Origin of the sequence: Thiothrix subterranea (genome assembly GCF_016772315.1) — a bacterium.
Classification (GTDB): Bacteria; Pseudomonadota; Gammaproteobacteria; order Thiotrichales; family Thiotrichaceae; genus Thiothrix; species Thiothrix subterranea.
On record NZ_CP053482.1, the window covers coordinates 994813 to 1017958 of the forward strand.

The following is a 23146-nucleotide window of genomic DNA, read 5'->3' on the forward strand; positions in this document are numbered from 1 at the left end:
GCAGAAGCACTATTTTGTTGGGCAGGCTGCAAATTTGCAAAGTGGCGCAACGCGACCTACTGCACTGCCATCGGGGCAGATTTTAGCGTCCATCGTACACATGACGGGTGGTTGAACGGGTTTTAAGCCGCTGGCGATTTTGAAATTCGATGCGCTCAGGGCGAGTTCTTCATCCGCCATCATGCGTTCGTAGTCGATGCTGATGTTGGTGGGGAAGCCGTATTGCGGGTCGTAGGTGACGCTCAAGCTGGCGGCGTTACGGTCGATGGCATCGTGAATTTTCAGGAACAGGTCGTCGATGGTTAACGCGCTGGATTGGCGGTCAGCAGGCAGGGGTGTGCCGTCGGGCAAGACCGTGGCTTGCTGGACTTTGCCTCGGAAGACGCGGATTTCGATTGGCTTGAGCGCTTCCGGTGCACAGAAGCAGGAACGTTGCAGGGTGTAAGCGTAATGTATAGGTCTGATTTGTTGCCATTTGGCTTCAGCCGCTTGTAACTGGCGGGCGGCTTCGCTCAAACCCGTGGCGGCGTTGATGCGGGTAACATCTGCAATGCTGAGGGTGCGGCGGCTGGTTTCAGTATTGGCGATGCCGCCGTACATGATGGCGATGTCGCCGGGGGTGAGTTGGCGGTCGGCGTTCTGATCGAGCACGTTGACGGTAAACGCGCTGCTGGGGGTTAGCCCTAACAGAGTGCGTAAGTTGGTTTGCTGGTTGGCGTTCAGCGTTAGGCTTTGGGGTGTCACGGGTGGCGTGGCGACGCAGGCGCTGAGTGATAAGGCGGCAAACAGTGTGGCAGTGAGCAGTTTCATGGGATTTTCCTCGCGTGACGGTGGGTTATATTCGTTTGACCTGTTTGTGGCGGGGTGGTTGCATGATTGCTTGAAATGAGTGGCGGTCATTCACGCTTCGGTTTGCATCAACGGTATTCAGTGGTTTCCCGTTTGTAGGCTTCGCTAACGATCAGAAGTTTTTCAATTTTGGCGTGGATGCCGTTTTGCACGCTGCCCCAGAATTTGTCGGCGGAAGGCCAATCTTCCAGCGGATCAGCGTTTTCGATGGTTGGTACGGTCAAATGCCCTAGACGTGCTTGCCAATGGGTGTGTCGGATAATAACGGGTGCAACGGGTATTTTCTCTTTCTCATGGCGTTCCAGCGCAATCAGCAATTCAACCCGACAACTGTAGCGTTCAGGGTCAAGAAAATCGGGGCTGACCAGCAGGAGAATCAGGTCGGCACTGCGTAATTCGGGCAGAATTTGGTCGTTCACGCCTTCGCCTGCATCCATCAGGTGATCGCTCCAGATGATGAGTTTGACTTGGTGTTTGAGGGCTTCTTTGATCAGACGTAGGTGTTTTTCCAGCGTGAGTTTGTGTTCGCGGTCTGCGCGGGAGTAGGAGATGAACAGCTTGAGGGTTTTAGTGGGTTTAACGGGGTCGAGGCGCGAGCTGAATTTCTCCTCTGCTGCTTTGAATTCAGGCAAGGCTGCGCGGTTGGTTTTACCTCGTTGCAGGAATTCTTGATAGCGGCGATGTGGGCTGATTTCGCTCACCAGTTTGCGTAAGGCGTATACCAAGGGAGCAAGCTGGTTGCCGCGTAAGTGGAAACTGAGTTGCCCTTGGGTGGATTGCTGTTTGTCTCGATACGTGCATTCGAGTAATACCTGCCCGTATTCTGTGTTACAGAAAATGCCGGTTCGCCACGGTTCGCCCTGATAGGTTTCGCCTAAACGCAGGATGATGCGTTCGATGATGCTGCGGTGGAGGAAAGGGTATTCGATGTCGAGTTGCCAATCGTCTGGTCGGGAATTGCCCCATGCAGCTTTGGCGTTGCTGGTCAGCGGCAATAGAGCCGGGATGATAAATTCACGCTCCGCAAAAGGCTTTTGTGTTTCCCAATATTTACGGTGATCTGGCTCGTAACAGATGCCGCAGTTACGCATGAAATTGATGTAAACCTCATGTTCAGCGGTATCTTCATTAGCCCAAAACAGGCTGGCATCATCACCACTGAAACATCCCTTCATTCGTTCAATACGGCGGCGATGGGATTTGTTGGGATCAAATACCCGGTAGACGGCTTCGATTGCCCAGTTTTGATCGAGGATGATTTGATCTTGAAATGCACCTTCTTGATAAAACAGTACGCCAGTTTTGTGCAGGTAGCCAACGAACCATTCGGCGTGATCTATGCTTGCTTTGATGCAAAGCTGTTTGAAATGAGCAAACGGGATGGTGTTCTGGTCGAGTTGCTTTAGCTCACGTTGTACCTGTAGCCATGAGGTTGGTAGCTCCACGCAAACTTTGTGTTTCAGTTCCTCAATTACTGATTCGATAGCACCACGCAAGGTCGGCATACCGCGATATTGCATCGCTGATATTTTCACTTCCTGCCGGATTTGGCTGACACCTGGCATATCATCTGTCAGTTCAGCGGGTCTTGTGGGCAAATGATCAGAGCGGTCAATCTGGTTCTTGACGATAATGACTTGGCTGTTTGGGGCTAAGTCGTGAATCAACTCCAGCCAATAGCTAACTGGGTGGCGGGTTTCCTCCGGGTGTTCTTCGGTTTCTTCCGCCCACAACAACAAGTACAAGCAATCGTCCGACAAAAACAGGCGATGGGTAGCGTGATAAATTTCCTGCCCACCAAAATCCCACAGTTGCAAAGTAACCGGCTCATCTTCACCGTCTAATGCTTGCTGGATTTCCTTGATGACAATGCCGTGGGTGGATTTGAACGGTTCGCTGGGGGCGCGTTTGTGTTCCAACGCATAAGCCAGAGTGGTTTTACCCACCCGCCCGTTACCCACAAACTGAACCTTCAACTGCTGTTGTTTTTCCTTGCCGTTGGCGAGGTCAAGCCAATAATTTTTAAGGTTTTCAAGGCAGTCATCACCGAATTCACCAGTTCCCAATATGCCTGAAGGAATGCCACAAGCTGGATTACCGTATAGATTGAGTAGGTGTAACTGCCCAGACATCACGAAATGGTAAATAGGCGACAGATCGCTGATCTTGTTTCTACTATACCAATCAGTGCCATAAAATGGCTTTCTAGTAATCAAGTAAATATGGTTAACTGACGGTCAATAAAGGCAACTATGAGTAATGTATGACATTAAAAATCACCTTCACTGATGATGAGGTAGCGGAGCTGTTCTACTGGAAGGAGCGCCACCCTCATCCCAGAGTCCGTAAGAAAATGTCCGTGCTGTACCTGAAATCGGGTGTGACCGGAAGTGATGCATGGTCTAATATCCGGTAAATATTGCCATTACCATTAACGGAGTCTCCCCATGTTAGACAAGCCAACGCAGCTCGCCCAACGCCTTGCCCGTCATCCCGCGCTTCAGGAACGGATTGAATCGATCCTAACCATTATGGAATCCAGCAGTGACGACTTGAAACTCGCCGATGAAGCAGAACGGCAGATAATCGAAACCCTGCGCCAACTGGGGCACGATGCGCTGTCCGGCTGGGCACAACAGCATGAAGCAGCGGCCGCCGATCAAGGGCAACAGACAGCGGGTTGGCGTCCTATGGGTCAAAAAAACTCTACTGGCACAGTACCTACGGACAGATTGAAGTAAACGAACGGTTGTTTCGCCAAGGTTCGTGCCTGCAACGGCCTTTTTCCGCCAGTGCGGCGGTGCGTTGCCGGGGGGTATCCGCGCCGCTGCAACGGGTGGTCACGGATTTTGGGGCGGATCATCCTTTCCGGCAGGTGAGTGAAAAACTACAGGAACATTATGGCATCAGCTTGCCCCCGGAAACGATCCGGCAGACGACGGAACGTCATGGACGTCTGATGCTGGACAATACGGTACTGGAAACAGCCCGTCCTGAAAGTCCGGGAAAAACCTGTGTGCTGGTGGAAATGGACGGCGGCATGGTTCCCATTGTGACGAGCGCCCCGGAAGCGGCTGACCGCCGCAAAGGTAAAACCCTGAATTGGCAGGAATTAAAGCTGTGCATTGCCCGCGAATTGGGGAGCGCCCGCCGCTTTTATGGCGGAACCTTTAGCGGCGGCACGGAACAGGCCGGACAACACCTGTACCATTGTGCCTGTCAGGCAGGCTTTGGACGGGCAACGGACATTCATGGCGTCGGCGACGGGGCAGTTTGGATTGCCGACCAGATAGAGCACTGTTTTGGCAGCCAAGGTGCTTATCTAGTGGATTTTTACCATCTGAGCGAATACCTGGCGGAAGCCGCCGCCTCCTGTTCCCCTGACACCGACGCATGGCTGGAGCAGCGGCAAGCGGAATTGAAAGCCAACCGTTCTGCCAAGGTACTGGAAGCCCTGTTGCCGCATCTGGAAGCCCCCGCCACAGCGGATGCACAAGCTCCCGTCAGGAAAGCTTACCGCTATCTCAATAACCGACGCGAGCAGGTCGATTATGCCGGGGCTATCCGACTGGGACGCCCGATCGGCTCCGGCGAAATTGAAAGTGCTCATCGCTTTGTCGTACAAGCACGCCTGAAAAAGCCGGGAGCTTGGTGGGCAGCCGAGAATGTCGATCCCATGCTCGCCCTTCGCGTGACTCGCCTGAATGGCGGATGGAATGCGTATTGGCAGAACTTTTCCGCCTGCAAGGCTGCTTAATGTGTCTGGGCATCACTTCTGTTCACACCCCCTGAAATCCCAACAGTTGACGCATAAGGAAATCAAACGATTGGAAAGGATTACAGAAGCCACGCTGCTTGCCTACCTAAACGCCTACCAACAACCTAACGGTTTAGAAGCTCTTAAAGAAATACGCTTCAATAAACCAAAGAGTGATTTGATGGCATATAAAGACAAGATTGAGACCTATTTTCGTGAATATCCACCCGCGACCAGCAAGGCAGCAGCCGCCAAGATTGAGGAGCTGACAGGCATCAAACGCAGCGAGGACAGGGTACGTATCTTTATGAAGAAAATAGGGATGGACATCCGTAAAGTGGGGATGATACCCGCCAAAGCTGATGTGGAAGCACAAGAAAAGTTCTTGGAAAATGAACTTAAACCGCGCATTCAAGAAGCTCAAGAAGGTAAACGCGCCCTTTTTTTGTCGATGCCGCCCACTTCGTTTTAGCACCGTTTCTGGGATTTTTGTGGTCATTTTCCCGCGTATTCATCAAAGCGCCCTGTGGTCGACAACGTTACAACGTATTGGGCGCACTCAATGTGATAACACTGCAACTGATCACCCTCACTAACGATACCTATATCAACGCTGGCAGCGTGTGTGAATTATTGGAAAAAATTGCAGCGTTAGCACTCAAAATACCGATCACGTTGGTCTTGGATAATGCCAAGTATCAACGCTGTGAAGCCGTGTTTGCCTGTGCGAAAAGGCTCAATATTGAACTATTGTTTTTACCGACCTATTCACCCAACCTCAATCTGATTGAACGGTTGTGGAAGTTCGTCAAGAAAAAATGCTTGTACTCGAAGTACTATGATAAGTTTCCCGCTTTCAAGTCGGCCATCACCAACTGTCTCGACAAGCTGGATACTGATCACAAGAAAGAACTGGCACAGTTGATGACAACAAACTTTCAAACCTTTAAAAATGTTCAAGTCTTGGCGCTGTGAGGTATACAGTCAAGCATCCACAAGTTCGGCACGTGAGACAACGCGCTCAGGTCGCTGAGCTGGTTAAAGTTACATTGAAGCGTCTGCAAGTTCGGCACGTGAGACAACGCGCTCAGGTCGCTGAGCTGGTTGCTCCTACAGTGAAGCATCTGCAAGTTCGGCACGTGAGACAACGCGCTTAGGTCGCTGATCTGGTTAAAGTGACAGTGAAGCATCTGCAAGTTCGGCACGTGAGACAACGCGCTCAGGTCGCTGAGCTGGTTAAAGTTACATTGAAGCGTCTGCAAGTTCGGCACGTGAGACAACGCGCTCAGGTCGATGAGCTGGTTGTTCCCACAGTGAAGCGTCTGCAAGTTCGGCACGTGAGACAACACGCTCAGGTCGATGATCGGGTTATAGCTACAGTCAAGTGTTTGCAAGTTTGGCACGTGAGCCAACGCGCTCAGGTCGATGATTTGATTATACGTACAATTGAATTCTATCAATAAAGTGAGTTGACCAAGCGCAGCGGGAATTTCTCGGATATTTCCCCGTTCCCAATTTGCTTGATTCCCCGACACATCCAGCTTTTCCAGCCACGTCAGTTCAAACACTTGTTCGGGGATTTCATCCAAACCGAGTTTGCTCAGGTCAAGTACGGGCGCACGGGTACGGCGGCATTCGTCGATGCGTTCGAGGGCGATTTCCAGCGGAGTTATAGACATGGTTAGTCAAGCATAAGGGATGATGACTGGATAGTAACCGGAACAGTGGAGGCGGGCAAACACTGCCCAAGTAGATGCGCTGATGTTGCGATTTATCGCTGGTAATGGCGGGTTTGGTAAGGCAGCAGTTCTTTGGCAAGACGCTTCAAGTCCTGATCCAGCCCCCAATTTTTGGCTAGTGGTTCAACATTCGGTTTGGTGCTGGCTGCCGGTTTAAGGTGTATTTTGAGGGCTGTCACGTTGGCAAACAGGGCTTTTTTACGCTCATCCGACACACAGTTATAGCGCAATAGGCGGTCAACCAGATAGCCAGCACGGAGTTGGGATTGCAGGTTGGTTACGGGTAATTGTGTGAAGTCGGGGATAAAATCCTGATACCAAAGCCCTAACGCCACGGCTTTGACATCCTCCAGCGAGGCTTGGTCAAAGTCGTGGGTGACTAAACGCTCGAAAGCGGTGGTGGTATCAGTAGGCATTGACAACTTCCGCAAGCAACAAACTGATCGGCACAGCAAAAAACTGCCGTCCAGCCACCCGAAACGGCAACACCCGCTCCCCACTGTAAAACACCAACCCCGCCTCCAACCTATCCCCCACAAATTCCGCCAACTGCACCAATCCCTTAAAATCCGCCTCCCCCACCGATGCCGAAGCCTTGATTTCAATCCCAATCAACTTGCCGCCACTGCGTTCCAGCACAATATCTACCTCGTTTTTGCTGGTGTCACGGAAGTGGTAAACGCCAACTTCCTCCTCCGCCCAACCCATGTGCTTAAAGCATTCCATCGCGATAAAGCTTTCCAACAAGTTGCCAAAAATCGCGGAAGTCGCCAGTTGCCGCGCTGTTTTGATGCCGAGCAAATGGCAAGCCAACCCAGTATCGACCATATGCAGCTTCGGCATTCCCACGGTTTCACGTTTGGCGCTGTTTTTCACAAACGGCGAAATACGCTTGATGATAAACATCCATTCCAACGCTTCGATGTAGGATTTGATGACTTGATCGTTTTGCGCCAGATCGTTGGCAACACTGGCATATTTCAGCAGATTGCCGCTCAAACCCGCGAGGTAAGGGATCAAGGCTTGCAGCTTGGCGTGATATTCCCCTCGCGCCGCGTACAGCGTTTCAAAATCCTTGAACAAACGCCCCTGTATGTACGACTTGAACCAGATGGATTTGCCGCGTGCGCTTTTGCTTTGCACTTCTGGGTAGCCACCATCCAGCAGGATTTGCGCCAGTTGTTCGCGCCCCAGTTCAGGGAATGCGTGTTGCTGGGAAAAGTCGCCTGTCAGCAAATAGTCGATCAGGTTGAAACGACTACCTCGGATTTCGGTGATGGAAAGCGGCCACAATTCCACCCGCGCCATATGCCCCGGCAAGGCTTCTTGGGTGCGGGCTGAACTGAAAATATCCGCCGAACCCGTCAACAAGAATTTGCCTTTCTGCCCCGGCGGTAAATTATCAGATACCCGTTTGATGGCTGGGGTGAGTTCTGGCGCATACTGGAATTCATCCAGCACCAGATTTTGCCCGGTAAATGACTGAATGAAACCGTGGGGGTCGTTGTGCGCCGCAGCCGCCACCGCTTCTTCATCCAGCGACAGGTATTGCATTCCGCGTTCGGCTGCAATTGCTTTGGCTAACGTGGTTTTGCCCGCTTGCCGTGGCCCGGTCAGGTAAAGAATCCTGAATTCCGCCAGCAACTCCATCAGGAAAGGTGTGCTATTGCGTTGGTACATGCGGACTTCTCGTTGCCTTAATACGAGAAATACTAAACCTTAACACGTGTTTCGGAAACCATTATCACGAGAAATTGGAGTGCTTAATACGAGTTTTCAAGAAACAATACCAATGAAATCAATTTTTTAGAAAATTTCTTTGCAAAATCGACGTTCATTCCTCCGCAAACTTACAACCCTTCCATCAACCACCGATTCGGGTCAACAAAAAACAACTTATTCCAAGCCTGCGGCACTCCCGCCTCATACAACCACGGCTGCGGATACTGTGTGCGAATCGCGTAATGCAAATGCGGCGGTTTGCCCTTGGCATTACCCGACGAACCCACCGTACCAAGCGGTTCCCCCGCCCTCACCCACCGCCAAGCTTGCGCATCAATGCGTTGCAAGTGCGCGTAATAATGAAACCGCCACTTGCCGCCCAACACCAACACGACATTGCCCCCCACACTATCCACGCCGGTATGCACCACCAAGCCTTGCGTCGCCGCCACCACGGGCGTGCCTTCTTTGGCGAAAATGTCGATACCCTTGTGCGTACCGGAACGCCCCCACGGGTAATACCAAAACGATTTCGGATTCCAATCCTTCGCGGTTGCGCCGCTGACCGGAATCCGGTGTGCTTCTGGCAACAAGGCAACCGCTGCCACCAGCGCCAACACACCAACACCCAAAATATTGGAGAAGCGAATACTCATGATGGCTGCCGGTCGAGCCGATCGCCGACCTTAATCACCATGCCATTCCCTGTCGTCAATGTCGCATTCTGCCCAAAATACGCACCGCTCAAATGGGGGTAAGGGTTCATCGCCAGCAAGGTACGCAACGGTTCTTTCGGGTCAGCAATCACCCCAGTGCGCTGGTCTACCGTGGTGGTTTTGCAGCGCTGGCACGGCTTGCGAATCGCCAAGCGGTAACTGGCAGCGGTCAGCATTTTGCAAGCATTTTCCCCAAACGCTTCCATGCCACTGAGGACGATATTGGGGCGAAACCGCGCCATCGGCACTGACTCCGCGCCATTGGCAAGCAATTGCACATTCAGCGCCGCCAGCGAAGCCTCGGAGATAATCAGAAACGGGTAGCCATCAGAAAACGCCGTATCCGCACTGTCGCCCTCCATGTACGCGGGGTCAACCGGGCGCACGCCTTCCGGGGCAAAACGCACCAACCGCAAGTCACTGCCCTGCCACTGCCCCACCGCTTGCGTCAACCAGCGCGAAACCGCTTCACCCTCGTCACAACCCACACACGTATCGCGCCACACCTTTACCTCGCAGGGACTATCAGGAATTGGCGCTAATGGAATCGACAACGGCAATAATCCGGCACGTTCCAGCACCAAACTGTCGGCAGTCAAACGTACACCAATACTTGCCAGCAAAGGTATTTGCCGTTGGGTCACAAATTTTCCGGTGGCATCGACCAGCATCCACTGACGGTCAAACGCCAGCCCTTGCGTAGTCAAAACCGCGTCACTCAAATCAATGCCTTGCAGCGATTTGACCGGGTAAACGTGCAGGCTGCTAATAGTAAGCATGGCAACTCCAAGGATGAAATCGGTATTTTCGCGCTTATTGTGAGGTTTGCAAGTGCGCAGCGAAAATGACCAGAAAAATAAGGCCAGTGCCATTGACGCTGCCATGATCTTAAAACGTGTCGATTTTGCTGGATAAATGCAGGATTCTTGTTAAGATGGAGTGATAGATAAAATTAATAAAACAAGGCGATGACAACTCAAACACACACTACCCCACGGGGTGACGGTTTTATCAGCCGTTACGTTGTATACATCCTCTCTATTCTGCTGTTGATTGGTTCAGGTATGGTGTTTTGGTTTAGCTACCAAAGGAATAACCTGATTAATCAAGAAATTGCAGTGTATGAAGCCAGCCAGTTCGCCGGTTCGGTGTCGCGTTTCCGCACCTTTTATTCAGAATATTTTGTCCCACGCGCCAAAGAAAGTGGTTTGGAAATTACCCACGATTACCTGCATCGCAAAAACGCCCTGCCCTTACCCGCAACGATGATGCTGGATTTCGCTAAATACCTTTCCGACGGAAAAGCCAGCGAATACGAGGTGCGGTTTTACAGCGATAAGCCCTTTCCTTGGCGTAAAGATGGCGGAGCGCGGGATGAGTTTGAGCGCTGGGCACTGGTCGAGTTGCGCAAAAATCCAGAAAAAGCGGTGTGGCGCTTTGAGGGTGAACAGGGCCAGCAACGGTTGCGCTACGCCCGTGCGGATCGTTTGACCGAAAGCTGTGTCGGTTGCCATAACACTTACCCAAATACCCCGAAAAATGATTGGAAAGTGGGCGATGTACGCGGGGTATTGGAAGTCAACCGTCCTTTAAGTGGTTTTGAAAATGCCACCAAACAAGCCATGATGGAATCGTTTCTAATGCTGTTGGGCTTGGGGATAGCGATGCTATTGGTGTTGATTTTGGCATTGCGCGGGCTGCGCGGCTCGTTAAAAACCACGCAATCGTCGGAAGCAGCGGCACGTTTAGCCAATCATAAACTGATGCTCGGTATTGAAGAGCGCGAACGTTTAGCGGAAGACCTCAAAGCCAGCCAAATCAAAACCCGTACCATTGTGGATTCGGTATTAGATGCGATTGTGGTTATTAATGCCAAAGGCATTATTGTGGAAACCAATCAGTCGGTATTGCCGATTTTGGGTTACACCCCGGAAGAATTGCTGGGGCAAAATGTCAAAATGGTGATGGAAGGCGATCATCACCGCGAGCATGATCATTACATCCAGCGTTATTTACAGACCGGTGAGCAGCACATTATTGGCAGCCCGCGCCAGCTTACCGCCAAGCGCAAAGACGGCAGCCTGATACCGATTGATCTCTCGGTGAATGAAGCGCGGTTTGGGGATAATTTGGTATTTACCGGGATTATTCGGGATATTAGCCTGCGCTTACACGCCCAGCAGGAATTGGCGCAAGCGCGTGATGCGGCGTTGGAATCAGCGCGGTTAAAGTCTGAATTCCTCGCCAATATGAGCCATGAAATCCGCACCCCCATGAATGGAGTGATTGGCATGACTGAGTTATTGCTCGATAGCAAACTCACCCAAGAGCAACACGATCAGGTGCATACCGTGCAGCAAAGCGCGGAATCGTTGCTGCGCATCATCAATGACATTCTCGATTTTTCCAAGATTGAAGCGGGTAAATTGTCCGTCACTGCCACCTCTTTTGAACTCTTGCCAATGATCGAAGGCGCGATGGATTTATTGGTGGAAAATGCCCACGCGAAAGGCATTGAGTTGGCGTTGCTGATTGAACGCGATGTGCCAGCCGCTATCGTGAGTGACCCGTTACGCTTGCGCCAGATTTTGCTCAACTTGCTCAGTAATGCGATTAAATTCACGGCGCGTGGGCATGTGGTGCTGAAAATCAGCGTGCAAACTGCGCCAGTGGAAATCGGGGCGCAGGCGGTGCTGTGTTTTGAGGTGATGGATACCGGGTGCGGCATCCCCGAAGAGGCACAAGCCAAACTGTTTACTGCGTTTTCACAAGTGGATGGTTCCGTTACGCGCCAGCACGGTGGAACCGGTTTAGGGTTGGCGATTAGCCGTCAACTGGCGCAATTAATGGGCGGCGATGTCGGTCTGGTGAGTCAGGTTGGCAACGGTTCTAATTTTTGGGTGTCGATCAGCGTTGCCATCAGCAAACTGAGCCAGATACCGGTGTTGCAAAGCGTGCCTGCGGTGTTGGTGTGGGGGGCGAAGCCATTGCTTAACCCGTATTATGAAGCGCAGTTACAGCAATGGGGCTTAGAGCCGGTGATGGTGGACAGTTTCAACAGCTTATTATTGACGCTAGAAACCAACCCGCTGTTTGATTTGATTGTGTTGGATGCGGATGTGGCTTACCACAAACCGGAGCATCCGTTCGGCATGGTCGCGGTCATGCAAGCGGTACGTGAACACACCCAAGCATTGGCTATGATTTACGGCACCGGGCGGCAAATCGCTGCACTGGAAAAAGCGCGGCTGGGGCGGCGAGTGCAACTCGTGACCAAACCGATTAAGCATTCCGGCGTGTTGCGTTATTTAGCGCAATGGCAAGCGAAAGTGGATGCCAATGCGGAAACCATTAGCAACGATGCAGAGGCTGGCCTTGTTACCTCGCAGCCTGTGCCGGAAGTCGTGCCGATACGGATTTTGTTGACCGAAGACCATTTGGTGAATCAAAAAGTGGCGTTAGCCATGCTCAAAAAGCTGGGTTACACCCATGTCGATTGCGCGATTAATGGTGAAGAAGCGTTGCAAGCGGTGCAGCAGCAGCGTTACGCGGTGGTGTTAATGGATTGCCAAATGCCGGGAATGGATGGCTACGAAGCTACCCGCCAAATCCGCAAGTTGGAAGACGCTTGCTACCAAGAATTGCCGATTGTGGCGCTGACCGCCCACACCATGAAGGGGGACGATCAGAAATGCTACGAAGCGGGGATGAACGACTACCTTTCCAAACCGGTGCGCCTAGAAGAATTGCAGCAAAAGTTGGAAAAGTGGCTCAAAGTTCAGCATAAGCAAACGACTTAATTCGGTTAATGCTGCATCTGCGCCACATTAATTGGCAAATGTTATTTCACGCAGGCGCATTGTGTAGGTAATAATGCTTATACATTTATACAGTTTGAAGTAACAGCCATGAACGTATTGGATCCCTTGTGCTTGAGTCAACGGCGAATGCCCGTCAAACAAATCTTAACCGGTCTCAGCCGTTTCCAACGGATTCTATTGGTGGCAGACGGCACCGTGACCGAAATGCTAGAGCAGTATCTGGCAGAAAAAATCAAAGTGCTGAAGATTTACGAAAAAATTGAACCCGACACCGCGCAAATCCATTCACGGCATCGAGATTATCTGCGACAAGGTGATACCGGGCCAGTGCTGGAGCGGGAAGTGCTGTTGCAAGGGCAGAATACCCTCCAACATTGGATTCATGCAGAATCCACTATCGTGCTGAATCATCTAACACAAGGTTTTCGCACCGATCTGTTGGCTTCGCGTGAACCAATCGGGCGTTTATGGGAAAAATATCAGATCGAGACCTTTAAAACCCTGTTGGATTTTGAAAAACGTCCGGCGGGTAAATTGGCTGAACATTTTAGCATTTCCCCGACAGATACCGTAATTTCCAGAACCTATGATGTGTATTCGGGCGGCAGGCTCATCATGATCATTACCGAAACGTTCCCTGCTCACTTTTTTCAGGATTAGGCAGAATCTGGTTTTGTGCAGACGAAAAAAAAAGGCTGCATTACTGCAACCTTTTTAATTTGGTGCCGGCACCACGAATCGAACGCGGGACCTACTGATTACAAGTCAGTTGCTCTACCAACTGAGCTACGCCGGCTTTGAAGACGCGAATATTATAGAATCATTTCAGACGATGCAACTATTTTTTTGTGCACTTACTACTCTAATCTATGAGCGTTCTAGTAACACCGACCAACGGTATTATTACTGCACATTCACCTTAATCAATTCCTCTCCATCAGGGTCAGTCACATGCACCGCGCAAGCAATGCACGGGTCAAAACTGTGAATAGTGCGCAAAATCTCCACCGGCTGCTTCGGATCATGCAACACATGACCTTGCAATGACGCTTCATACGCCCCCGCTTGATTTTGCACATCACGCGGCCCTGCATTCCAGGTACTCGGAACAACGGCCTGATAGTTGGCAATCTTCTGATCCTTGATCACAATCCAATGCGCCAATGCACCACGCGGGGCTTCCATGTAACCCACGCCTTGCGCTTTGGAAGGCCAGCTTGACGGCTCCCACAAGGTTTCGTTGAAGGTTTTGGTGTCACCCGCCTTGATATTGGCAATCAAATGGTCGAACCACGTTTGCATCTTGTCAGCAATGATCTTGGTTTCCAGCGTGCGGGCAGCGGTGCGCCCCATCGTGGAATACAGCGCATCGACCGGTACATCCAGATACTTCAAGGTGTAATCGACCAGCGATTTGGTGTGTTCGTGCCCGGTGGCATACAACATCAACACCCGCGCCAATGGCCCCACTTCGACCGCCTGTCCTTTCCAGCGCGGCGATTTCATCCACGAATACGACTGATCGACTTCCAGTTGCTTGTATGGCGGTTTAGGGCCGGTGTAATTCAGTTCGGTTTCGCCCGCGTAAGGATGCAAACCTTTGTCCTTGCCCTCGCTGTAGTCGTACCACGAGTGCGCAATGAATTCCTGAATCTGGTCTTCCGCATTCAAATCCACCGGATGGATTTTCGACAAATCGCGGTTAAGAATCACGCCGGAAGGAATCAGGAACGACGCAGGGTCATCCATGCCTTTTTCAGGAAAGTCGCCGTAGGTCATGAAATTGCCCAAGCCTTCACCCTGCTTGAACCAATCTTTGTAGAAACTGGCAATCGCCAGCGTATCCGGCACGTAGACCTGATCGACGAACACCTGCATTTTCTTGATGATGTCCTGCACTTGCGACAGGCGTTTCATATTGAGGGCGGAATCGGAATTCAGATCAATCGGGCAAGGCACACCGCCGACGAGGAAGTTGGGATGCGGATTCTTACCACCGAAAATGGTATGCAATTTCACCACATCGCGTTGCCATGCAAGGGCTTCGAGGTAATGCGACACTGCCATCAAATTGGCTTCCGGCGGCAGTTTGTAGGCGGGATGTCCCCAATACGCCTTGGCAAAAATACCCAACTGCCCCGCTTCGACAAACTTTTTCAGCTTGGCTTGCTGGTCGGCGAAATAACCGGCGGAAGAATTCGGCCAGCTTGGGGAAATCTTTTGCACCAACTCAGACGTGGCTTTGGGGTCGGCTTTGAGCGCGGATACCACATCCACCCAGTCGAGCGCGTGCAAATGGTAGAAGTGCATTACGTGGTCATGCACGTATTGCGCCGCAATCATCAGGTTGCGGATCAGTTGCGCATTGGGCGGAATGCTGTAATTCAGCGCATTTTCCACCGAACGCACTGAGGCAATACCATGCACCAACGTACACACGCCACAGATGCGTTGTGCATAAGCCCAAGCATCACGCGGGTCGCGCCCACGCAGAATGATTTCAATACCGCGCACCATTGTCCCAGCGGAATACGCCTGTTCGATGGTGTTGCCGTTCATTTGCGCTTCGATACGCAAATGGCCTTCGATGCGGGTGATAGGGTCTACAACGACACGTTCAGTCATTTTAGTATCCTCAAATGTCGTTCAGGAATTGCTCAAGGAGGCGATACTGTGCTTCGCTTTCCTCCTGCATGGATTCGTCGGAGGCATCAATATGCCCACAAGTGCGTGCCATCCGCGCATTGACGGCGGCTTCCCACGCGGGTGCTTTGGCCTGCTTGTCGGGGGCAACTAACGCAGTGGCAGCACGGGCGACGAAATAGCCCGCCTGTGCCTGCCAATCGCTGTCGGAACCGCACCGGGTATGGCTGTCGAGCGCGGCAGCTTTGGCCTGCTTGAATGCCACGGCGAGTTCATCAACAGTGGTGTCTTCGTTGGAAGCAGCCTCGACCACTTTGGTGACGGAGGGGTTGAGTGCCAGTACGTTGCGCACAAAAGCTGCACCAACACGGCGTTGCTGCACCAATTCCAACTTATCGAGTGCCTGTTTGAAATCGGTATCTTGGGTGATCATGCTGCACCTCCCTTACGTTCGACCAAGTGTTCGGCAATCATTTCGGTCAAGCCCAACACCGGGATGTCCATCTGGTTAACTTCCATACCCTCTTCCAACTGGATGCGGCAGTTAGCGCACGCCGTCACCAGCGTATCCACGTGCAGTTCGTCCAGTTGCTTTTTCTTGCGCTGGAAGGCTTTCATTTTGACTTCTTCGGCATCTTCGTTGGCACTCACGCCACCGCCCGCGCCGCAGCACCAGTTGAGCGTGCCATGATCCGCCATTTCCACGAAGTTTTTCGCCACCATATTCAGCAAATTGCGCGGCTGTTCGACCACGCCGCCACGACGCACCAATTGGCATGGGTCGTGGAAAGTGAGTTTGGATTCCTCAAAGCCTTCGGTTTGCAGCAAAGCTTCTGCCCGCAACTCATCCAGCACTTCGACGATATGTTTAGCAGCAAAGGTGTAAGGGCGACCGATCAGGTTAGGTCCTTCCCAACGCAACGCGGTGTAAGCGTGCCCACATTCGGGGCTGATCACGGTTTTCACCTTGAGCTTTTCGGCAGCAGCCACGACGCGGCTCACCAATTCCCGCGCAATGTCGGACGAACCGATTTGGATGCCGGAATTGGTGGCTTCAAAGCATTCGCTGCTCAGCGTCCAAGTTTTGCCTGCATTGGTGAGGATTTTGGCAACCGCCCCTAAGTATTCGGGGTAGTTCATGATCTCCATCGAGGACAGCATCAGCAGGTATTCCGCCCCTTCCTTGTCAAAGGGCACTGTTAATCCGCTGGATTTTTCCAGATGGCGGACTTGCGCTTGCAAGGCGGGGAGTTTGACCCCCATTGGGCTACCGATTTGTACCGCACGGGTGGATGCACCAATTAAACCTTCGGGTGCATGACCGGAAGCGACCATGCCTTCGCGCATTCGGCGGATCATGTAGGTAATGTCATTGCCGACCGGACAAATCAGCGTGCAACGTCCGCACAGCGAACAGTTGTTGTAAACCAGCTCCTGCCATTCGGCGAGTTCGGCATCGGTAACGGGTTTGCTCAACCCCAGTTTGGCTTTGAGCTTGCCGATCAGGGTGTATTCCTGTTCCCACACGCGCCGCAACGGTTCGAGTTTGTAAATCGGTGTAAAGCGCGGCTCAGGATTTTCGGTGTAAAACAAGCAGGCTTCCGCACACATCCCGCACGAGACGCAGGAGCTGAAAAAACTTGCCATTGGTGCATCAATTTGCGCTTTGAAAGCATTGATGCCGCGTTCGAGTGTCAACGTACTCATGATTTCACCCCCCGCAATCCCATCGAAGCCCCGTTATACCAGCGTGACAGGAACACCGTAAAAGTGTGCATCAGCTTGGTGAACGGGAACACGATCAACAGGACTTCCACACTCAAAATATGCAGCCCCAACATCATCTGTGGCGACAACAATAAATGGTGGTAAGCCATATAGCCCGTCAGCAATGGCACAAACGTCACCGCCCACGCCACATAATCGCCGGGGCTAGAGAGGAAGCGTTTCACCGGATGTTGCAAGCGATGGATCAGCACCACCACCAACGCAATCATGGTGACAACCGCAAACGCATCCACCACGGGCGTAGACAAATTAGGCCAGCCGAAGCCAAGTACGCTTTTGAACACTTCCACATGCGCTGCCAGCAAAAAGATCACCACGAACAAGCCGATGTGGAATACATAACCCGCGACAATGGTAATCATCGAACGCTGAAACGTTGCTTTGTCCGTCCCGAAACGGCGGAAAATTTCACGCAACCCGCCTTGCATCGGGTCGCCTTTCGGCACGGCGTAATTCACTTTCCTGCCCAACGACAGGATTTCAAACAGGCGTAGCACTAGCCCCGCCACAAAGATAAACAGGGCAATGTTAAAGGCCGAGCCTTTGACCCATAGCAGGAAATCAACTTCGTTCATGATCCTGACTCCTGATTCAATTCCTCAACGGTGACGGTTTGGTGTGAACTTGCCGCCTCCGTCTTGGATTTTTTGTTCATCGCACCGATGGCAACCCCGGCAGCAATACCCGCTGCGGCGGCATACACCACGTTCTGACCCGATGCGCCCGTCGGAATGGACAGTGCCTTGTAAAAGCCGCCGAAATCCCAGAAATTGGGTTCGGAACAGCCAATGCAGCCATGCCCGGATTCAATCGGGAAACTGGTGCCATCGTTCCATTTGGTAGTAGCGCAAGCGTTGTAGGTCACAGGCCCTTTGCAACCGAGTTTGTACAAACACCAGCCTGCTTTCGCGCCTTCGTCATCAAAGGTTTCCGCAAACAGGCCGCGATCGTAAAACGGACGGCGGTAGCAACGGTCGTGGATGTTTTGCCCGTAAAAAGCCTTCGGACGACCCAAACTATCCAGTTCGGGCAGCCCGAAGGTTAGGAAATGGGCAATCACGCCAGTAATCACCACCGGAATCGGCGGACAACCGGGGACATTGATAATCGGCTTATCTTTGATAATGTCGGAAACAGAGACTGCCCCCGTTGGATTCGGATCAGCCTTCGGCAAACCACCGTAGGCAGAACACGTGCCGACTGCAATAATGGCAGCAGCACCGGCAGCGGTTTCTTTCAACATATCCAGGTTACTGATGCCTGCAATCGTGGAATAGCCGGGGTTATCCAGTGGGATCGAGCCATCCACCACCAGCACGTACTTGCCGTAGTGCTCTTTCATCGCCTCTTCACGCGCGTGTTCGGCTGCGTCGCCCGAAGCGGCTTGCAAGGTATGATGGTAATCCAGCGAAATCGCGTCAAAGATCAGCCCTTCGAGACTGGGGCTGTGCGAGCGGGTTAAGGATTCGGTGCAACCCGTGCATTCCTGAAAGGACAACCAGATTACCGAAGGACGTTTTGCCTGTTCAAGGGCAGCGGCGATTTTCGGAATCATCGCCGGGGCTAAGGCCATGCTGGAAGCCAACAGGCCACAAAATTTCAGGAAACTCCGCCGCGAAATGCCCTGCGAGCGCAGGTGTTCGCCTAGGGTTGGTGCATAAGGATTAGGTGATTGCATCCTCATTAGTGTCTTCCTCCATCGCCAGAATCGTGGTCATGGCTGCCAAGCCTTCCTTAATGTCGTCGCATTGGGAACGCAGGATTTCCGGCACATGACCAATTTCGATGAAATAACCGATACGTTTGTCGTTGTCGTCAAAGTGTTCAATGCGCCAGATGCCCGCGTAACCGCTTTCGCGCAAACGGGTTTTACCCAGCACATTGAGGGTAAGGTCAATTTCGCCTTCCCCTAAAAATTCGTCGAGTTCAGTGTATTCCTGCGGGGAGAACGGCAAGCTGTGCAGGTCGATCATGCCGTGAGTGCCGTGCGCGATTAATTCGCTAAGCGCATGGCGGATTTCGTGCAACACGGGGCGCAAATTGCCGGTAGCAACGGTGACAGGACGGACAGGAATATCGTTCAAACTCATTTAGCTATCTCCAACTTGGGTGCGTGATGGGGAGAACGGCACGGCGGGTATGCCTCGAACTCCCATTTTTGTAAGATATTAGCAGCCAGACGGCCTGCCAACGGAATATTGTGTTTGACTTTGAAAGTGGGCTGCTCACCCCACGCAAACGTTTGGTATTGAATCCCGACCAAAGCGCGGTGTGGCGGTAAATGCCCGGTCAGGCGGGCAATGTCCATCAAATCCAGCAAACCGACTTCGTGCGCACTGCGTTTAGCTGTGCCGAGAAAATGATCCATTGCCTCATTTTCGTAGCAACACAGTGTGCCGGGCTTAGCGTGTAATTCTACCGCATCTAACACCAGCAAGTGATCGTGCTCTTCAATCTCGCTGGCAAGGGTAAAGCTTAGCGTTCCGCCATCCAGATACGTGACATCCGGGAATGCCGAAAAATGTTTCTGCATAAAATGCAAGAGGTGAATCCCAATGCCTTCGTCTTGCAGCAGACTATTGCCAATACCTAATACCAACATAATTAACCACTTATTATTTCGTTGCCACCATGAGCATTGTGCAGGCTTTCAATGACCTAGGTTTGACATTCGTCAATACAAATCAGTATCGGGCAAAGCAGCAGACTAAACCTTGATTTTAGTTAGGAAAAGGGTGATTTCCGGTAACGAATCGCGTGACCAAACAAGTAAATGCATACCGGCAACCCCAAAATCAGCCCCCAAATGTGGAATAACTTACCGCCCACTGTGAGAATAATCAGCACAATCACCGGGTTCACCCGCAACCGCGCCCCGTAAATGAGCGGATTCAGGATATATCCCTCGATCAAGTGGATGATGGTAATCATCGCAACCCCCAACAACATCAAATTCACGCCCCCCATATTCAACGCAATCAAACAAATCGGGACAGAACTGATAAACACCCCCGCGACCGGCACAAAACTAAACAGGAACACCAACACCGACAAAAATGCCATGTGTTCACCCATGCCCAACACATGCAAACCAATCGCCGTCAACACCGTATTCACGCACGCAATGTAAAACTGTGCCTGCATCGCGTGACCCAACACCTTGCCAAACTGGTAAATATTGTCGGCCACTTCCACATAAATGAAGCGCAAACGGGTATTTTCTAAATCACGCACACTTGCCGCCAAATGCGGCAAATCCAACACGATCAAAAACGCAAACAACAAGGCCAGCAAGAATGTTGTCAAAATTGCCAAGGCTTGACGGCTGAGATTGGTGAGTTGATCGAGCGCCACTTTCACCGCTTCCCTGCTATCGACGGATTTTTCTTTGCCGGTCAGTAATCCCACTAACAAACCCGTGGGCGACTCACTAAACGTCCGTTGTATTGCAGGCTGCTCTACCACACCGCCAGTGACAGCAACACCATTTTGTACTGGCGCTACTGGCGCGGCCCATTCAGGAATCCCCGAACTCGGTTGCACGGGGGCTGGCGGGCGGCGCAACTCCGGGATAGCCTCTTGCAATAAGGGGTAACGCTCCGCCAGATTCAGCACTTCGGTATCAATGGTTTCCATGTACACGAAAAAGCCCTTGGCGAATCCGGTGGCTTGCTGGTAAACCTTGGGTGCTAAAAATAAACTGACCGTGATGATTGCCCCCAAAAACAGCCCGCCGACCAGCACCACCACCGGCACGCGCAGCCAGCGCATCCGCCGGGTTAACACATCCACAATCCCCGATTGCAGGTAAGCAAACACAAATGTCAGAAAAATCAGTGCAAAAAAGGAACTGAGCAAGGTCAACAAACCGAGAATAATTCCCCACACCAACAACCGGGTTAACAGCGGCAAAATATGTTCCCAACGCACCGGCGCTTGACGGGGTATCGGGCTAGGCAACAACCCCACATTAGTATTGTCATTATTGGGTAGCATCCATCAATTCTCGGCAAGGGTTAAAATACTGCATTGTATCACTATCGTGTTAAAGTATTGTGGTGTAACTTCACCACTCAATTCAACGGATTATGCCAGAAACCCCCCGTATTTTACCGATTGCCGCTGCTGATGAACCGATCTTGCATCAGCCCGCCCATGCCGTAGCCGATGGCAGCGCTCCCGCCATCCAACGCTTGCTGGATGACATGCTGGTAACGTTGCAAGCTGCTAACGGGGTAGGCATTGCAGCCCCGCAAGTGTTCGCACCCTTACGGATTATTATCGTGGCATCACGCCCGAATCCACGTTACCCCGATGCGCCGTTGATGTCGCCCATCGCCATGCTCAACCCGGAAATTCTCTGGCAATCCGACACCACTTGCAGCGGCTGGGAAGGCTGTTTGAGCGTACCCGACACACGGGCGCAGGTAAAACGTGCCGAACGCTTACGCATACGCTATCTGACACGGACGGGCGAGCGGGTGGAAGCGGAATACAGCGGCTTCGTGGCACGCATTATTCAACACGAATGCGATCATCTGGATGGCATTTTATTCCCAGAGCGTTTGGAAGACCCCAGTGAAACAGTCAGCGAGGCTGTGTTTCAAGCGTTACAAAATGCTAAAACACACCCCTAAAATCGTACAAACTGTATGAAAACACACCCCTAAAATCATAATGCTTGTGACTTTATGCTATAGTGAAAGCTCATTTGCTTGACTGGAAACGTTTTCATGCAACGCCAACAGCTATCCTTCCTAACACGCTGGTTACACAATCACCACCGCAAACCCCTGATCATTCGGGGAGCACGACAAGTCGGAAAATCCACCTTGGTGCAATTGTTCGCCGAACAGCATGGCATGACGCTCTTAACGACTAATCTGGAACGCTACCCAGCATTGGCAAACACCTTTGCCAGTAATGACCCCGAAAAAATCCTGCAACAAATCGAAGCCTTACCGCGTATGCCCGCCGTCAATGAATCGGCATTGCTATTTCTGGACGAGCTTCAGGCTGTACCGGAGGCCATCCCTGCCCTGCGTTACTTCTACGAAGACCGTCCGCAATTGCCGGTAGTGTGTGCGGGTTCACTGCTAGAATTTGTGTTAGCCGCACACCAGTTTTCGATGCCGGTGGGCAGGGTTCAATACCTGCACATGGGGCCAATGACCTTTTCCGAGTTCTTGCTGGCCTTGGGTGAAGACAAGCTATATCAAGTGGTGACGCAATACCAACCGGGTAACGAGATCGGTGAAATGACACATCAACGGCTGTTACAACTGTTGCGCAGCTACTATTTTGTGGGCGGGATGCCGGAAGCGGTCGCCGCATTTGCGGAAACACGCAGCTACCACGCAGTGAGTGACGTTCACAACTCGATTATCGAAACCTACCGTGACGATTTCCCCAAGTACGGCAAAAATCGTGACCAGAACCGAATGCTGGACGTATTCAACTTCGCCGCCCGCAATGTGGGGATAAAAGTCAAATACAGCAATATCTCGCGGGAGGATCAGAGTGCCGTCCTCAAAAAAGACTTGGAATTGCTGTGTATGGCGCGGGTCATCAGCAAGGTCGTTCACAGCCATTGTTCAGGATTGCCGCTACAAGCCAGTCTTGAAGAAAAAGTTTACAAACTGCTGTTTTTGGATGTTGGTTTGATGAATGCCATTTGTGGCCTCAATTGGCGCACGCTGTCCCAATTCGATGACCTCAAACTGGTCAACGAAGGCGCGATTGCCGAGCAATTCATTGGGCAACACTTACAGGCATTGCTGGCAGAATCGCCCAATCGGGAATTGACTTATTGGCTACGGGAAGGTCGCTCCGCCAATGCCGAACTCGATTTTGTGGTGGCGCTGGAGGGACAAATTATCCCGGTTGAAGTCAAGGCGGGCGCGAGTGGCAGCATGAAATCGCTGCACCAGTTCATGACAGAGAAACAAGCGCCGTTCGCCGTGCGGTTTGATGCGGGTTTGCCTGCGGTTAGCACCGTCAATGCGGTGGTGAACAGCGATAATCAGCGGAAGGACGTTAGTTACAAACTGGTGTCGTTGCCCTTGTATTTGGTAGAGCGGTTGGGGGCAGTGTTGGGGGAATAAGCTAATA

At 51.9% G+C, this 23146-nt stretch carries 23 protein-coding genes and 1 tRNA gene; 8 read left to right on the forward strand and 16 right to left on the reverse strand.

Going from position 1 to position 23146, the window contains the following annotated elements; all coding sequences use genetic code 11:
- Nucleotides 1-9 precede the first annotated feature (9 nt).
- Both HMY34_RS04795 and HMY34_RS04800 read right to left on the reverse strand, forming a co-directional pair.
- Entirely contained in the window at nucleotides 10-810 is an 801-nt protein-coding gene (locus HMY34_RS04795; RefSeq protein WP_202718162.1) for a DUF6174 domain-containing protein, read from the reverse strand.
- 107 nt (nucleotides 811-917) lie between these two features.
- On the reverse strand, nucleotides 918-2981 hold the full coding sequence (locus tag HMY34_RS04800) for a COR domain-containing protein (protein ID WP_202718163.1): 2064 nt from the start codon (nucleotides 2979-2981) through the stop codon (nucleotides 918-920).
- Between the two features lie 131 nt (nucleotides 2982-3112).
- On the opposite strand from HMY34_RS04800, the gene HMY34_RS04805 reads away from it, so the two are divergent.
- The 4 genes from HMY34_RS04805 to HMY34_RS04820 all read left to right on the forward strand — a co-directional run bounded on the left by HMY34_RS04805 (nucleotide 3113) and on the right by HMY34_RS04820 (nucleotide 5581).
- Entirely contained in the window at nucleotides 3113-3265 is a 153-nt protein-coding gene (locus HMY34_RS04805; RefSeq protein ID WP_202718164.1) for a hypothetical protein, read from the forward strand.
- A 31-nt stretch (nucleotides 3266-3296) separates the two neighbouring features.
- Nucleotides 3297-4606 (forward strand): ISKra4 family transposase gene (locus HMY34_RS04810; RefSeq protein WP_202718165.1). Its coding sequence is split into 2 segments (ribosomal slippage): nucleotides 3297-3506 and nucleotides 3509-4606, totalling 1308 coding nucleotides; the frame shifts between segments, so codons are not numbered across the junction.
- A gap of 70 nt (nucleotides 4607-4676) precedes the next feature.
- Nucleotides 4677-5078, forward strand: coding sequence for a COG3415 family protein (locus HMY34_RS04815; RefSeq protein WP_202718166.1), 402 nt, complete (start codon nucleotides 4677-4679; stop codon nucleotides 5076-5078).
- 17 nt (nucleotides 5079-5095) lie between these two features.
- Nucleotides 5096-5581 carry an IS630 family transposase gene (locus HMY34_RS04820; RefSeq protein ID WP_266096934.1) on the forward strand — a complete coding sequence of 162 codons (486 nt, stop codon included), beginning with the start codon at nucleotides 5096-5098 and terminating at the stop codon, nucleotides 5579-5581.
- Here HMY34_RS04820 and HMY34_RS04825 read toward each other — a convergent pair.
- The 5 genes from HMY34_RS04825 to HMY34_RS04845 form a co-directional block, all read right to left on the reverse strand.
- Nucleotides 5563-6285, reverse strand: a complete 723-nt coding sequence (locus HMY34_RS04825; protein ID WP_202718167.1) for a leucine-rich repeat domain-containing protein — start codon at nucleotides 6283-6285, stop codon at nucleotides 5563-5565. The two genes, HMY34_RS04820 and HMY34_RS04825, sit on opposite strands and share 19 nt — an antisense overlap.
- A gap of 92 nt (nucleotides 6286-6377) precedes the next feature.
- The gene (locus tag HMY34_RS04830; RefSeq protein ID WP_202718168.1) at nucleotides 6378-6761 is read right to left on the reverse strand and encodes a hypothetical protein; all 384 of its coding nucleotides are present in this window, start codon (nucleotides 6759-6761) and stop codon (nucleotides 6378-6380) included.
- Complete coding sequence (locus HMY34_RS04835) at nucleotides 6751-8025, reverse strand: ATP-binding protein (RefSeq protein WP_202718169.1); 1275 nt, start codon at nucleotides 8023-8025, stop codon at nucleotides 6751-6753. Before HMY34_RS04835 ends, HMY34_RS04830 begins: the two co-directional genes overlap by 11 nt.
- A gap of 170 nt (nucleotides 8026-8195) precedes the next feature.
- Complete coding sequence (locus tag HMY34_RS04840; protein WP_202718170.1) at nucleotides 8196-8723, reverse strand: M23 family metallopeptidase; 528 nt, start codon at nucleotides 8721-8723, stop codon at nucleotides 8196-8198.
- A complete protein-coding gene (locus HMY34_RS04845; protein WP_202718171.1) occupies nucleotides 8720-9562 on the reverse strand; it encodes an MOSC domain-containing protein in 843 nt (280 codons plus the stop codon). The genes HMY34_RS04840 and HMY34_RS04845 overlap by 4 nt, the downstream gene beginning before the upstream one ends.
- Nucleotides 9563-9751: 189 nt before the next feature.
- On the opposite strand from HMY34_RS04845, the gene HMY34_RS04850 reads away from it, so the two are divergent.
- Nucleotides 9752-12583 (forward strand): response regulator, encoded by a 2832-nt coding sequence (locus tag HMY34_RS04850; protein ID WP_202718172.1) that lies wholly within the window; start codon nucleotides 9752-9754, stop codon nucleotides 12581-12583.
- A 108-nt stretch (nucleotides 12584-12691) separates the two neighbouring features.
- A complete protein-coding gene (locus HMY34_RS04855) occupies nucleotides 12692-13264 on the forward strand; it encodes a chorismate--pyruvate lyase family protein (protein WP_202718173.1) in 573 nt (190 codons plus the stop codon).
- Between the two features lie 60 nt (nucleotides 13265-13324).
- Here the strand turns inward: HMY34_RS04855 and HMY34_RS04860 are convergent.
- The 9 genes from HMY34_RS04860 to HMY34_RS04900 all read right to left on the reverse strand — a co-directional run bounded on the left by HMY34_RS04860 (nucleotide 13325) and on the right by HMY34_RS04900 (nucleotide 21031).
- Nucleotides 13325-13400, reverse strand: a tRNA-Thr gene (locus HMY34_RS04860).
- Nucleotides 13401-13507: 107 nt separating this feature from the next.
- Complete coding sequence (locus tag HMY34_RS04865; protein ID WP_202718174.1) at nucleotides 13508-15229, reverse strand: nickel-dependent hydrogenase large subunit; 1722 nt, start codon at nucleotides 15227-15229, stop codon at nucleotides 13508-13510.
- A gap of 10 nt (nucleotides 15230-15239) precedes the next feature.
- Nucleotides 15240-15680, reverse strand: coding sequence for a hypothetical protein (locus HMY34_RS04870; protein ID WP_202718175.1), 441 nt, complete (start codon nucleotides 15678-15680; stop codon nucleotides 15240-15242).
- Nucleotides 15677-16954 carry a (Fe-S)-binding protein gene (locus tag HMY34_RS04875; RefSeq protein ID WP_202718176.1) on the reverse strand — a complete coding sequence of 426 codons (1278 nt, stop codon included), beginning with the start codon at nucleotides 16952-16954 and terminating at the stop codon, nucleotides 15677-15679. The genes HMY34_RS04870 and HMY34_RS04875 overlap by 4 nt, the downstream gene beginning before the upstream one ends.
- Nucleotides 16951-17610: a hypothetical protein gene (locus HMY34_RS04880; protein WP_202718177.1), complete on the reverse strand. Its 660-nt coding sequence runs from the start codon at nucleotides 17608-17610 to the stop codon at nucleotides 16951-16953. Before HMY34_RS04880 ends, HMY34_RS04875 begins: the two co-directional genes overlap by 4 nt.
- Nucleotides 17607-18719 carry a hydrogenase small subunit gene (locus HMY34_RS04885; protein ID WP_202718178.1) on the reverse strand — a complete coding sequence of 371 codons (1113 nt, stop codon included), beginning with the start codon at nucleotides 18717-18719 and terminating at the stop codon, nucleotides 17607-17609. The genes HMY34_RS04880 and HMY34_RS04885 overlap by 4 nt, the downstream gene beginning before the upstream one ends.
- The gene (locus HMY34_RS04890) at nucleotides 18700-19125 is read right to left on the reverse strand and encodes a hydrogenase expression/formation C-terminal domain-containing protein (protein WP_202718179.1); all 426 of its coding nucleotides are present in this window, start codon (nucleotides 19123-19125) and stop codon (nucleotides 18700-18702) included. The genes HMY34_RS04885 and HMY34_RS04890 overlap by 20 nt, the downstream gene beginning before the upstream one ends.
- Nucleotides 19122-19637, reverse strand: a complete 516-nt coding sequence (locus HMY34_RS04895; RefSeq protein ID WP_202718180.1) for a HyaD/HybD family hydrogenase maturation endopeptidase — start codon at nucleotides 19635-19637, stop codon at nucleotides 19122-19124. The genes HMY34_RS04890 and HMY34_RS04895 overlap by 4 nt, the downstream gene beginning before the upstream one ends.
- 122 nt (nucleotides 19638-19759) lie before the next feature.
- Nucleotides 19760-21031 carry an AI-2E family transporter gene (locus HMY34_RS04900; RefSeq protein ID WP_202718181.1) on the reverse strand — a complete coding sequence of 424 codons (1272 nt, stop codon included), beginning with the start codon at nucleotides 21029-21031 and terminating at the stop codon, nucleotides 19760-19762.
- 92 nt (nucleotides 21032-21123) lie between these two features.
- Here HMY34_RS04900 and def point away from each other — a divergent pair, with 92 nt between their 5' ends.
- Together def and HMY34_RS04910 are read left to right on the forward strand one after the other, a co-directional pair.
- Nucleotides 21124-21672, forward strand: coding sequence for a peptide deformylase (gene def / locus HMY34_RS04905; protein ID WP_202718182.1), 549 nt, complete (start codon nucleotides 21124-21126; stop codon nucleotides 21670-21672).
- A 96-nt stretch (nucleotides 21673-21768) separates the two neighbouring features.
- Entirely contained in the window at nucleotides 21769-23139 is a 1371-nt protein-coding gene (locus HMY34_RS04910; RefSeq protein ID WP_202718183.1) for an ATP-binding protein, read from the forward strand.
- The last annotated feature ends 7 nt before the right edge of the window (nucleotides 23140-23146 follow it).

Coding starts and splice junctions, on each gene's coding strand:
- HMY34_RS04870 (WP_202718175.1), bottom strand. CDS start 15,680: ATGATCACCCAAGATACCGATTTCAAACAGGCACTCGATAAGTTGGAA.
- HMY34_RS04880 (WP_202718177.1), bottom strand. CDS start 17,610: ATGAACGAAGTTGATTTCCTGCTATGGGTCAAAGGCTCGGCCTTTAAC.
- HMY34_RS04850 (WP_202718172.1), top strand. CDS start 9,752: ATGACAACTCAAACACACACTACCCCACGGGGTGACGGTTTTATCAGC.
- HMY34_RS04900 (WP_202718181.1), bottom strand. CDS start 21,031: ATGCTACCCAATAATGACAATACTAATGTGGGGTTGTTGCCTAGCCCG.
- HMY34_RS04875 (WP_202718176.1), bottom strand. CDS start 16,954: ATGAGTACGTTGACACTCGAACGCGGCATCAATGCTTTCAAAGCGCAA.
- HMY34_RS04865 (WP_202718174.1), bottom strand. CDS start 15,229: ATGACTGAACGTGTCGTTGTAGACCCTATCACCCGCATCGAAGGCCAT.
- HMY34_RS04895 (WP_202718180.1), bottom strand. CDS start 19,637: ATGTTGGTATTAGGTATTGGCAATAGTCTGCTGCAAGACGAAGGCATT.
- HMY34_RS04835 (WP_202718169.1), bottom strand. CDS start 8,025: ATGTACCAACGCAATAGCACACCTTTCCTGATGGAGTTGCTGGCGGAA.
- HMY34_RS04840 (WP_202718170.1), bottom strand. CDS start 8,723: ATGAGTATTCGCTTCTCCAATATTTTGGGTGTTGGTGTGTTGGCGCTG.
- HMY34_RS04845 (WP_202718171.1), bottom strand. CDS start 9,562: ATGCTTACTATTAGCAGCCTGCACGTTTACCCGGTCAAATCGCTGCAA.
- HMY34_RS04795 (WP_202718162.1), bottom strand. CDS start 810: ATGAAACTGCTCACTGCCACACTGTTTGCCGCCTTATCACTCAGCGCC.
- HMY34_RS04890 (WP_202718179.1), bottom strand. CDS start 19,125: ATGAGTTTGAACGATATTCCTGTCCGTCCTGTCACCGTTGCTACCGGC.
- HMY34_RS04805 (WP_202718164.1), top strand. CDS start 3,113: ATGACATTAAAAATCACCTTCACTGATGATGAGGTAGCGGAGCTGTTC.
- HMY34_RS04825 (WP_202718167.1), bottom strand. CDS start 6,285: ATGTCTATAACTCCGCTGGAAATCGCCCTCGAACGCATCGACGAATGC.
- def (WP_202718182.1), top strand. CDS start 21,124: ATGCCAGAAACCCCCCGTATTTTACCGATTGCCGCTGCTGATGAACCG.
- HMY34_RS04800 (WP_202718163.1), bottom strand. CDS start 2,981: ATGTCTGGGCAGTTACACCTACTCAATCTATACGGTAATCCAGCTTGT.
- HMY34_RS04910 (WP_202718183.1), top strand. CDS start 21,769: ATGCAACGCCAACAGCTATCCTTCCTAACACGCTGGTTACACAATCAC.
- HMY34_RS04830 (WP_202718168.1), bottom strand. CDS start 6,761: ATGCCTACTGATACCACCACCGCTTTCGAGCGTTTAGTCACCCACGAC.
- HMY34_RS04885 (WP_202718178.1), bottom strand. CDS start 18,719: ATGAGGATGCAATCACCTAATCCTTATGCACCAACCCTAGGCGAACAC.
- HMY34_RS04855 (WP_202718173.1), top strand. CDS start 12,692: ATGAACGTATTGGATCCCTTGTGCTTGAGTCAACGGCGAATGCCCGTC.